12 protein-coding genes are annotated in these 11569 nt (G+C 42.9%); 1 reads left to right on the top strand and 11 read right to left on the bottom strand.

Annotated elements, in window-relative coordinates; genetic code table 11:
* Positions 1-35 precede the first annotated feature (35 nt).
* A complete protein-coding gene (locus H7844_13650; GenBank protein MEO5358323.1) occupies positions 36-992 on the top strand; it encodes a bifunctional 5,10-methylenetetrahydrofolate dehydrogenase/5,10-methenyltetrahydrofolate cyclohydrolase in 957 nt (318 codons plus the stop codon).
* Positions 993-1174: 182 nt separating this feature from the next.
* Here H7844_13650 and H7844_13645 read toward each other — a convergent pair whose 3' ends face one another.
* The 11 genes from H7844_13645 to H7844_13595 form a co-directional block, all read right to left on the bottom strand.
* Positions 1175-1426 carry a hypothetical protein gene (locus H7844_13645; protein ID MEO5358322.1) on the bottom strand — a complete coding sequence of 84 codons (252 nt, stop codon included), beginning with the start codon at positions 1424-1426 and terminating at the stop codon, positions 1175-1177.
* Positions 1427-1505: 79 nt separating this feature from the next.
* A complete protein-coding gene (gene purS, locus H7844_13640; protein MEO5358321.1) occupies positions 1506-1748 on the bottom strand; it encodes a phosphoribosylformylglycinamidine synthase subunit PurS in 243 nt (80 codons plus the stop codon).
* Positions 1720-2049: a cell division protein ZapA gene (locus H7844_13635; protein MEO5358320.1), complete on the bottom strand. Its 330-nt coding sequence runs from the start codon at positions 2047-2049 to the stop codon at positions 1720-1722. Before H7844_13635 ends, purS begins: the two co-directional genes overlap by 29 nt.
* 4 nt (positions 2050-2053) lie before the next feature.
* A complete protein-coding gene (gene zapB / locus H7844_13630; GenBank protein ID MEO5358319.1) occupies positions 2054-2314 on the bottom strand; it encodes a cell division protein ZapB in 261 nt (86 codons plus the stop codon).
* 88 nt (positions 2315-2402) lie between these two features.
* Positions 2403-4334 carry a transglycosylase SLT domain-containing protein gene (locus H7844_13625; protein ID MEO5358318.1) on the bottom strand — a complete coding sequence of 644 codons (1932 nt, stop codon included), beginning with the start codon at positions 4332-4334 and terminating at the stop codon, positions 2403-2405.
* Complete coding sequence (locus H7844_13620) at positions 4335-5144, bottom strand: 1,4-dihydroxy-6-naphthoate synthase (GenBank protein MEO5358317.1); 810 nt, start codon at positions 5142-5144, stop codon at positions 4335-4337. It lies immediately after the preceding gene.
* Between the two features lie 30 nt (positions 5145-5174).
* Complete coding sequence (locus tag H7844_13615; GenBank protein MEO5358316.1) at positions 5175-5516, bottom strand: histidine triad nucleotide-binding protein; 342 nt, start codon at positions 5514-5516, stop codon at positions 5175-5177.
* 104 nt (positions 5517-5620) lie between these two features.
* On the bottom strand, positions 5621-7234 hold the full coding sequence (locus H7844_13610; GenBank protein MEO5358315.1) for a tetratricopeptide repeat protein: 1614 nt from the start codon (positions 7232-7234) through the stop codon (positions 5621-5623).
* Positions 7235-7412: 178 nt separating this feature from the next.
* Entirely contained in the window at positions 7413-8426 is a 1014-nt protein-coding gene (locus H7844_13605) for a radical SAM protein (GenBank protein ID MEO5358314.1), read from the bottom strand.
* Between the two features lie 9 nt (positions 8427-8435).
* Positions 8436-9905 (bottom strand): TIGR04222 domain-containing membrane protein, encoded by a 1470-nt coding sequence (locus H7844_13600; protein MEO5358313.1) that lies wholly within the window; start codon positions 9903-9905, stop codon positions 8436-8438.
* Entirely contained in the window at positions 9884-11389 is a 1506-nt protein-coding gene (locus tag H7844_13595; protein ID MEO5358312.1) for an NAD-binding protein, read from the bottom strand. Before H7844_13595 ends, H7844_13600 begins: the two co-directional genes overlap by 22 nt.
* Positions 11390-11569: the final 180 nt, after the last annotated feature.

Here is an 11569-nt window from a genome sequence, read left to right as displayed (position 1 = left end):
AACAGACAAAACTTTAATAAGGGTTGATAAAACAGATGGTTAAATTAATGGATGGTACAAGGCTTGCCATGGAAATAAGGGGAAATGTTCAACGTGACGTTGAAAACCTTGGTAAAATTGGCATTGAGGTGGGACTTGCTCTTTTACTTGTAGGTGATAATGATGCCTCGTCATCTTATTTCAATGCTACTGTTAAGATATCTAAAAGTATGGGAATAAATGTTTTTGAGTACAAGCTGCCATCCAGTGTATCTTTGAATGAAATATTAAACGTAGTCAATAGTATAAATGCAGATGAGCGGATAAACGGGCTCCTTGTGTTATTCCCGCTTCCCAGGCGAATAAACCCAAGGAGAGTGGTTAATGCAATAGTGCCTGATAAGGATGTGGATGGTTTAGGTTCGGTCTCAGTAGGGCGGCTTAGTGCAGAGGAGTCTATGTTTCAGATTTTTAGGAAGGAGTTCTCCAGCAACCATCAAATAACTCCTAAATCAGCCGATTTTCATACGTGTACGTCTCCGAGTTTTTTACCTTGCACCCCGTTTGGTGTAATCAGACTTTTGGAGTACTACGGAGTGGAGCTTGCCGGTAAAAATGCTGTAGTAGTAGGCAAGAGTTTAGCAGTGGGAAAGCCCCTTGCCATGATGCTTTTGGCAAAAGAGGCAACTGTATCTGTATGCCATAAAAGCACAGCTAATTTAAAGGATTACTTAAAGCACGCTGATATCGTGTGCTCTGCAACGGGAGTGACAGGCCTTATAACCGGTGAAATGATAAAAGAGGGCGCAGTCGTTGTTGATATCGGGATAAATGTACAACCGGACGGAAAAATAACCGGAGACATAGATTTTAATAGTGTGTCGCCAAAAACCTCACTAATAACACCGGTTCCGGGGGGTGTGGGTCCTGTAACCATTGCCACACTTCTTGAAAACACGGTTAGCTCCGCCAAAAGTAACGCACTTCTCAACAACCCGCTTATATTACATTAGGGGATTATGTATATGTCTGTTTCATCAATACCTGATAGATTGACAATTGGACAATACTTAGTTTACAAAGTTTCACAAAAAAAGAGCGGATAGCTTTTTTAGCTTCCGCTCTTTTTTATTTGCAATCGCAACACAATATGACTGTAACTTTTCATTAAGAGACGGCTTAGATCAATACCGGTCTATTTAAGGCCCAAGTCAGCAGCTGCAGCCTTTAAGTCTGCATCATTTGCCTTCACAGCATTCATCATAGGGCTCTTGGAATCCTTAGCTCCTTTAATAAGATCACTGGCAGTTTTAAATTTCTCCAGTAATTTTGCCTTATCGGGAGATACTTTACCATTGTGGCAACCCTGGCATTTTTCATATCCGGCCATTGCAACCGTTGATAAACCAAACACCAACACTAACGCTAAAATCACAGCTTTCTTCATAAAACAATCCTCCTTAGAGTTTTTAAACACAATCCCCACTTATCTCAGTAAGGAAAACCTGCCGTCAATTGAGCAAGATTTATGGCTCTATCACATATGTATAATTTTCAATAACGGTGTTTACCAGAAGCCTTTCACACATATCTTTAACCTGAGCTTGTGCTGCCTCTGTTGAGGCACAGTCCATGGTAATCTCTATGTACTTACCAACCCGCACATCTGTTAATCCATTAAATCCAAGATTGTTAAGCCCATGAAGCACCGCCTTACCCTGAGGGTCAAGAATCTCCTGTCTATGCTTTATGTAAACCTTTGCTTTCATCCGTTGTTTTTACCTTTTCTTTCCGGTTTTTTACTCCGCTGACGCTATGTTCAAGTATTTTGTCTATCTCATCTGTTTCAATATCAAGTTTGCCAAACAGGGACCTTAACTTATACAGCTCATCGGCTATGCTGACTGCTGCCAGTATTGAGGCCTTAAGCGACGGAGTTCCCGGAGCGGCTGCCAGTACCTCATTAATTTTGCCGTCAACATAAACAGCAAGGCTTTTTATATACTCCTCCGGCTCTTCACCCTTAAGTATATACTTCTGCCCTAGTATTGTTATCTCTGCGCTTCCCATTGCTCTATATCTCTAAATGGTCCAATTCCCCGAGGATTGCCTCTATCTGTTCCGCCACAGAGGACTGTTCGCTTGACATCCTCTGTACCTCCCCGCTCTTTGAGTCCAGCTCCGCTCTGAGTTTGTCTATCTCGTCCTGTTTTTCTTTAAGCTGTGCCTCCAGTTCTCCATTTTTTTTCAGAATAGCCTCGTTTTCTGTTTTTAATACCTTTGCCTTCTCTATTACTGCTGAAATTTTTTCTTCAAGATTTCTTAGTTTATCCAATATAAAAAACCCCCTGTTTTTGTAGTTGAGTCAAACATCTTTTTTTATCTGTTGCAAAACATTCTGTTAAGATAACAAATCCGGTTAACTAATGTAAACTGCAATCAGCTGCAAATTTTAAAGACTCCACAGTCGGCTCTAACCGTCTTGCATACTGGTAGTAAGTCTTAAGAACACGTTTTACGTAATTTCTGGTTTCGTTATAGGGAATATCCTCAATAAACTCATCTGTTGATTTATATTTTCCGGCTTCAAGCCACTTTTTAACTACATCCTCTCCGGCATTATAAGAGGCCAGCACAACCGGTACGCAGGTGGTTTCCCTGTAAAGTGTGCCGATATAGCAGGTACCGATAGTTATATTTTTCTTTATGTTGAAAATATCCTTTTCATCCTCAATGCTTTCCTCAGCCGGTTTACTATAATGTGAGGCGGTCTGAGGCATAAGCTGCATAAGCCCTATGGCGCCGGCAGGGGAAAAAGCATCATCCTGAAAATGGCTTTCCTCTCTCATTATAGAAAGTACGATGAGAGGGTTAACGTTAAACTTACCGGTGGCACTCTGTACAATGTCTTTGTGGGCATAGGGGTACAGGAGGCTGTGGAGATAGCTGCCGCCGGAGAGTCTTCCGGCGATATCAACCGAGTGGGAGTATGCTCCGGCTTCACTTAGCATTAAAGCAGCCTTGAAAGCAACATCTCCGGTAAGTTTCTTTGCATTTCTTATAATATGCCTGCTTTCCATCCTGACGGCATCGTCTATTTTTAGTTGCAGCAGTATGGAGAGGCGTTTTAGTTCTTGTTGGTCGGGGCCGAACTCTTCGCTTTCCGAGTAGGTATAAGTGCTTTCCTGATGTACTCTTGAAGGAGCTTTACCAATTCTGCCATGGGCAAGCAGGGAGTAGAAATCCCCCGCTGCGGTTAATTTTGTGTATAGTGCGTCTGTGGGTTTTCCCATGTTTTCAGCACAACGTGCCATCCAGTAAAGGTACTGGCGGTTTGTATAGGTTTTATAGAGTGATTCAAAGCTATCATAAGCTCTACGGTAGTTACCGCTGAGGTAGTAAGTCCAGCCGGTATGCCATCGTGCTTCCTCTTTATTAAAGCGGTTATCCTTCAGAGTGTTAAAAATCGAAAGAGCTTTCTCTGTGTCCCCTGTTCTTCTGAAATACAGGCCGCTTATGAGTGCCAGTTCGGCGGCACGTTCACTTCTGTCGGCATCCATAAGGCGGACTTTTTCATGAAATTCGTCAAATTTCCCGGCCCTGTAGAGAGCCCTTGCTTCGGTGTAGATGTCCCCTGAGCGCTGTAAGTATATGGCGGCCTCGTCGTATTTTTTCTGCCTAAAGAGAGTTCGTGCCAGAAGGGCTGTCAGGGTGGCATGGAATGAGGATGGAGCCTTTTTCCATATTTCTCTCAATTCAATTTCTGCATCCTCATACTTATGCCGTTTCATGAGGTTTTTCGCCCGTTCCACCCTGCTCTCGCTGCTTAGCCTTTGGGTGTCTATAAACGCAGCAGCCTCTTTTGACATACTACCGCCGTTTATGTATATTTTAATAAATTCCCTCTCGGCATCCAATTCATAAGTTCTTTCCTTCAGCAGTTTAGCGTAGGACAGCCTTATGGTGTCATCTCCCGGGTAACTTTTAAGGAATCTTTCATATAAAACAAGAGCCTCGTCGGGATGTTCCTTTTCATCTATTTTCATTTCAAGCAAGAGTGCTGATTTAAATACCGGAGAGTTTCTGTAATCAGCCTTTATAATGCTGATATCTTTTAGTGCCTTTTCATTTTCACCAAGTCCCTTCAGAGCCTTGGCCCGCCACAGATACCCATAATCTGAAAGAAGATTCCGGTTTTCCAAAAAGTGGTCAAAATCCTTTACACTGCTTTCATACTCTTTCTTATCCAGTGCATTGCGTCCGCTTTTCAAATACTCATAAACACTGTCGTAGGCTGATACTGTTGTGCTTAATAACAACAAAAACATGGTTAGCGAAAAAGTGATCTTTTTCATCTAAAGCAGCCCCCTGTCCTGTGCTAAATTAATGATTTTATTAAAGGCGGCAATTCCGTCATCACCTGTGTTTTCCGTATAGTTATTGACGTAAAGTCTGATGTGTTCCGATATCACTGTGTCGTCCATTTCAGCGGCATGGGATTTAATATATGTGCGGGTTTCAGCCGGATGGATGTTAGCGTACCGGACAGAGGCAAGTATCAAGTGTTCAATCTCTGAGATTATACCCTCTCCAAGGGATTTTTTTGCGATGATGCAGCCCAGAGGGATAGGGAGTGCGGTTTCTTTTTCCCACCACGCACCCAGGTCAACAACCTCAGTAAGGCCAAAAGTATGGTATGTAAACCTGCTTTCGTGGATTATAACACCGGCATCTACAACACCGTCCCTTACGGCGGCCATGATTTCATTAAATGGCATTACTAAAACGCTGTTATTGTTTATGGCGGGCTCAAAGAGTTGAGTCAGAAGATATGCGATAGTTAACTTTCCTGGGACTGCTATTTTTTTGCCCTTTAGCTCATCGGGTGACATCCGCTTCTTTGAAACTATTATCGGCCCGCAGGAGCGCCCCATAGCCCCACCTGTTTTTAACATTGCATACTTATCCGTTACGTGAGCATAGGCATAGAAGGAAACCTTTGTGACATCCAATGACTCATTAAGAGCCATATTGTTAAGAGTTTCCACATCGTGTATTTGATGGCTTAATGCAATACCGGTGGCTTTTACGATGCCATGAACGAGAGCGTAAAAAACGTGAGTATCGTTTGGGCATGGTGAAAACCCTAGAGAGAGTTTGTGCATTTTGGTATTAAGACAATCCTCTGCTCTTTGTTATCCCGGAGGCCAGCTCATAGCCCTTCCACCCAGAAGGTGCAGATGAATGTGAAAGACGCTCTGTCCGGCGTCTCTGTTACAGTTCATAACCATACGGAAGCCGCTTTGGGCTACTGCTCTGTCCTGCGCAATCTTATTTGCAACTATAACCATATGGCCTGTAAGAGCGCTCTCGGCCTCTGTCAGCTCAAGGGTCGTGGATATGTGTTTTTTGGGTATAACGAGAATATGCACGGGTGCCTTAGGGGTTATGTCTTCAAAGGCGACAACCTGCTCGTCTTCATACACTACCTTTGCCGGTATTTCCTTTTTTGCTATTTTACAAAATAAACAATCCATGACAGATACCTCCTGCTTTTAGAAATATAACACATTTAGAATGGGTTTGGAAATATAATTTTTGGGAGTTAATACCAAGCTGCAGTCAAACTCATTGAAATAACCTACTTTTTAACCAACCTCTCCAAATGCTCCAGATTATACAGCGCATCCGGATAGCCGGGTTGAAGCTCTATCGCTTTCTGTAAGAATCTGCGGGCCTCTTCTATATTTCCTTTTGCTATAAAGGCTGTACCCAACCCGTTATATGCAGCAGGCACCGTGGGTTTTAGTTTCAGCGCAATGGCGTAGTGCACAATAGCCTCATCCGCCCTCTCAAGCACTACAAGCGCATTGGCATAGTTTACATGGGCTTCCACATATGCCGGATTATACTCCACGGCTTGTTTAAGGTAGCCTGCCGCCTCCTGCGGCTTACCCATTGCCACAAGAGTGGCACCAAGGTTGTTTAAGATAACAAAATTACCACTTGTCACCGATATGGCATGTTTAAACAACGTAACCGTGTTTTGCCAATAAGAAACCTGTTTCTTTGAAAGTATTACATTAAACAATAGCACTATAAATGCCAATGCCCATGCAATGTTTTTTGTTATACCACTGCGAGGCTCCGGTATCGCCATAACCACAATAACAAAAAGCCCAATATACGGTATGTAGGTAAATCTATCCGCCATCGCCTGATTCCCAACCTGAATAAGGCCGATTACAGGTAGCAGTGTAATAACAAACCAAACCCAGCCGGTAAAAAAGTAAGGAGTTTTCTTTATGGCCAATAACGCCCATGTTGTTACTGCAACAAGCGCTAAGAGAGACAAAACCGGTTGCCACAGAGGTATCGTATGCGGCAGCGGATACAATACCGCCAAATCAACCGGATAGAAGAGTTTAAAAACATACTTAACATATGATATCAGCGCATTTTCAATTCTCAAAGCGGCCGGTACATTGCCAAGAGTAGCAACAGCTCCAACCTCCTTTTGGGCAAAAAACGCAGAAATTGCAGTAATTACAGATATGCCGAAAAACGGTATTTTTTCATAAAACAACCCCTTATTTACTTTTAATAACGATTTAACTCCACCGTCAAACTTAAGTCTGCCAAGAGGCCAGACATCTAACAATATCAGGGAAACAGGCAGCGTCACCGCCATCGGTTTTGACATTATGCTAAGAATAAAGGCAAGCATTACAAATATATAATTTTTCAGAGACGGCCGCCTGGCATAACTAAAATACAACGTAACTGCCGCAATATAAAAAAATGCTATGAGCACATCTTTTCGTTCCGCAACCCATGCAACCGATTCCACGTGCATAGGGTGAAGGGCAAAGAGGGCTGCAAGTGCTCCGCTCCTTAATATGTCTGTGTTTACTGTGTAAAAGGCATAAAACAGAAGGATTGAGTTAAAAATATGGATAAGCAGGCTGGTTAAATGGTGGCCACCGGCGTTAGCTCCATAAATTTCAATATCCAGCATATGGGAGAGCCACGTAAGGGGATGCCAATAAAATGAGTATGTCGTAGTAAATGCCCACTTCACATTATCCAAAGTTAAACCATGAATTACCCTCTGATTCTCTATTATATATCTGTCATCATCTAAGTTAACGAAATCAAACCCCCTGACATCTATAAAAACAAAAATCGTTAAAACCGTAATAAATATGATTATGGTGGCAATGTCTCCGTATTTGCCGCTTTTTGTTTTTTCCATAAGTCTGTCATTCTCCTGATTTAACCGTCATACCAAGTTGCATTCATTCGATTAACTTTGTTGGCTTCATCGAAAGTTCCTTGACGTCTCCCCTAAAGGGGAATCCCCTGTAAGGGGAGGTGTCGCTTTCTCCTTGCCGCCTCGTTACTCTTTTGACTGCTACTTGGTATCAGACGGTTCAATTAAAACACTGCGGGTCCTCTGAGAGATAATCCCCTGTTTTAGCATAAGCTATCGCTCTGCAGCCTCCACACTGCCACCTCAGGTTACACTTTCCACATTTGCCTTTTAGTAAATCACGATTTCTAAGCTCCTGCAAAATCCCCGAATTCCATATCTCCGTTAAGTCAGTATCGTGCATGTTTCCAAGAGAGACCGGAAGCCTCCTGCACGGATACACTGTGCCGTCCGTATCCACGCATATTCCGTTAAACCCGATTGAACAGCCTCCTAAAAGCCGTGGATTTACACTTCTAAAAAAAACCTGCCAAAGAGGGTCGCGATATGTCTTTGAGGCCTGCATACCGCTGCGGTTTTCAGAGTGTAACTTCAATTGATAAAATTCCTTAAACAGCGCCCTAACTTGTCTTGCCGTCAACATCGAATCGGATAAGTCCTTACCTGCTCCCTGCGGCACAAGCCGTGAAAATGCAAAACGCCGGGCATATGGCGCAGTAAGTTCAATCGTCTCTTTTAATACCTGATAATTAATATCCGACACTGTCATCATAACGGTCACTTCAATGTCGTGCTCAGAGAGAATTTTTATACCTTCAAGAGCTTTTTTAAATGACCCACACCCTCTGATTTTGTCATGGATTTCCTCAGAGCCCTCAAAAGATGCCTGCACAATGCGGCATCCCGACACACCCAAACGCTTTGCTATGTTATGTGTCATCACTGTTGCGTTTGAGAGCACTCTGACCGGATAGCCGTGGTTTTTAGCCTCTGCAAGGATTGTAAACAAATCCTCTGAAAGAAAAGGCTCACCTCCGCTTATTTGAAATCTGCCCCTCCTGCCGGTTGACTTTAAAAACCGGTTAAAGTTATTCAACACATTCATTAAATCCGCCCTACTGGGTTTTACACTCTTTCCGCCCTCCCTGTAACAGTGTATGCACTTAAGATTACAGTCATCCGTAATGTGCCACTGCAAATAGAAAGGCCCGTCAAATCCCCACACTCTAAGCACAAAGCAGCCTCAATCCCCGCCGCCACCGCAACCGCTGCAGCCACCGCCGCCCCCACTGTCGCTAGTTGAACAACCACTGCAGCTACTGCTGCCCGTATCGCTTGTAGAACCGCCTGTTTCTCTGTAGTATAACGCCTCTGATATGCCTGCAAATACCGTCCCCGCTAAAATTGTCATACCCAATGCTGCAACTGCATAACTAAGCATTGGGTCGTAGTGGCCGTCAAGGCCCGCTATACGGTTTGCCCCTGAGACCCTGCTCTCTAAATGTCTTAAATAAGCCTTGCCTTTCTGTGTTTTTATCGCAGACCTTTGCATAATAAAGGATGATATAAAAGCCAAGACCGGCATTATCAGTGAAAAGAACATCATGCCCTCGCCGCTTGGAAATCTCATATATAAATTAGCCCCGACAAGTGCTATAACTGAAAACACGGCAATTGCTCTGAGGTTATTGCAAAAGCTCTTTGTCTCCAGTGAGCCTTTTATCATGCCCTTTACCTCAAGCGCTCTGAGAGTTTCATACTCAAAGCGTTTTAACAAATCTTTCTGTAGAAATACTTCATTAATAGCGGCTCTTATCCGTACTGTCTCAATCAGCGCCGACTCCGGCCTGGTTAAACCATCGGTTTTGCCGGTGGCTGTCATGTCACGTGAGGCATCAAGTATGATATAGCCCTTCTGTATTAAATCAAATAGACAAACCATGACGGCGTGATTCCTGCCCTTTTTCATATAGGCCGCTTCATACGGTGCCGGTTCGGATGAGTCGGTTGGACGGGGTGCAGAGAGCTTTCTGTATTTCGTTACCCAAAAGGCTAATAAAATTATCCATATGAGCAACGTAATCATAAACAAATTGGAAGCCCGTGGATCAATGAGTGGCTTGAAAGACATACTGAGTGAAGTCTCAGTCACATTACTCTGTGGGAAGGCTATCGCCGGCTTGCCGTTTATCGTTGTCTCCTCCGATGTCAGAAGATTAGACGATACGTTTTTGTAAGTAAAATTTTCAGGAAACACCACAACATAGCGTGACATATTTACCGGTATTTTCCATTTTCCCACCCATGGCAGATTAAGTGTATTAGAGAATATCCCTGATGAAAGGGCGTCATGAATTTTAAAATTAAGAGTTATCTTCTTTTTACCATGTACTATTTCAGGAAACCGGAAGGTTATCTTATATTCGTTTAATTTCTGCACTTCTACCCCAATATCGCCTGTTTCATCCATGGCTCTTACTTCGGATATGTAGTTTGAGCCAACAAATTTAAACCCGTTGGAGAACCTCGTATCGGTTACGAAAGTCATATTCAGAGTTGCGGCAATGTCTTTGTACTGTCCCCCTGAGTTGGGAATAATTTCAAATATGGCCTCATAATTATCAAGCTTAAGTTCAGTAAAGCCCGTTGCCGGATAAATGAATATTAACAACACTGCTAAGATTACAGCCTTCAGGCAAGTTTTTTTATACATAGTTTTTCCCATCCCTCCTTTACAACTTTATAAGTTTGTCCTTTAACACTGAAAACTCCATCTAAGTCCATCCCAAGTGCTTTAAAGGCAAAGACCGGTGCTGCCAAAAAAGCCGGACTCAACGCATAATGAATATCAAAGTGCCTCTCCAGTATGCGTGCAAAACCCACATCATATATCCTCAGCACCGCCCTTATATTGCTGTTCAATGAACGAGCATTTAGTGCTATCTCCAGATTCTTCATGTCCTCATTAGTACAGGCTACTATTGACTTAGCATACTCTATATTAGCATTAATCAGTGTTTGAGTGCTTACCGCCTCAGATATTATTAGCGGTATGCCTGAGTCTTGTACGAGAGGGATATGTTTATTTTCAGGGTTTTTCTCAATTACTACAACCTGCTGTCCCAGCGAAATTAGGTGGTCAAGCACCCTGATTCCCACATCTCCGATTCCACAGAGCACCACGTGGTCTTTCGCATTAAACCGTTTATGCCCCATCAGTAAATCGATGCGCTTCTTTAATATATATCCGGTAAGTATGGCAAAAAACACCGCCGTCACGGTAACTCCCGAGAGCATTACAAACATCCCGATTACTTTAGACACTGTGGAGGAGTCTTTGAGAGAGATATCGCCAAAGCCTACTGTGGTTATCATAGTTATAGTAAAGTATATGGCATTAATGGGGCTTAAGCCGTCATGGTAATGAAAATAAAGGGATGAACCTGTTAGAATTAAAACCAGTGCCGCTACAGTTGTTGTTAGTATGGTATCGCCCTTAAAGAGGTTTCTAAAGTGAAATGGTCTTTTTTCTTTAGCGGCTGTTGCTTGCTCTTTTGCACCACGGCATATTCCTGAAAGCTTTATTGAAATTTCAATACTGCTTATGACAATCAGCTGGTCGATGCTGTTTAAAGTTAGAGTTGGAGGCGGAAACATCTGATCATTTATAGAGATTATCCTTATATCGTAAATCTCCTCCACCTCGGCAACATTCATACCGCCAAATTCAACAGCATTTATGTTATAGATAACAGTTGCTTCTGAGTCAGCCATAAAGGCTGATACAGGAGACTTTAAAAGTGCAAAGGCGGCAAAGGCGGCGGCGGACAGGAGGGAGACGCTGAGCACCGTAAAATTTGGGATTGAGGACTCAAGCTTTTTAGCCATATTTAAATTAAAAAGTCTGACCACGACCTTTAGCTCTCGCTTTAGCTCATATGCGTACATGGCGGCTCTTAGATTAAAAGGTTCGTCCTCGGATGGAAATATCGCTGCCGTTACGCCCTCAAGCGTATCACCGTTAAAAAGCAAATGCAGGTTATCCAGGTCGGCTGCCATATAGTTTATACCCTTTGCCTCCAATGCATTTACATAAACAGAGTTTTCCTGCAAAAAAACCTTGCATGGTTCATTTATAGATTGCAGAAATTCTGCAATACCAACACCGACATTAGAAATACCTACGATACAGACCATTTTTTATCTTAGTGTAATGACTGAAGATAAAGCAACGCCCCAAGGATCAAAAAACGTACACAAGTTATGCTGGATTAAGGGAAAAAAGAGCACAGGATCAGCCTATTATAGCAAAAAGCAAAAGTATGTTCTTATTGAATTTATTAAAGAAGAGATTGCCACACCCCCTGCGGGGGTTCG

The sequence above is a fragment of the Nitrospirae bacterium YQR-1 genome (assembly GCA_039908095.1).
GTDB lineage: Bacteria > Nitrospirota > Thermodesulfovibrionia > Thermodesulfovibrionales > Magnetobacteriaceae > Magnetomonas.
The sequence above is the reverse complement of the archived record's forward strand: the minus strand, read 5'-3'. Positions and strand labels throughout refer to the sequence as shown.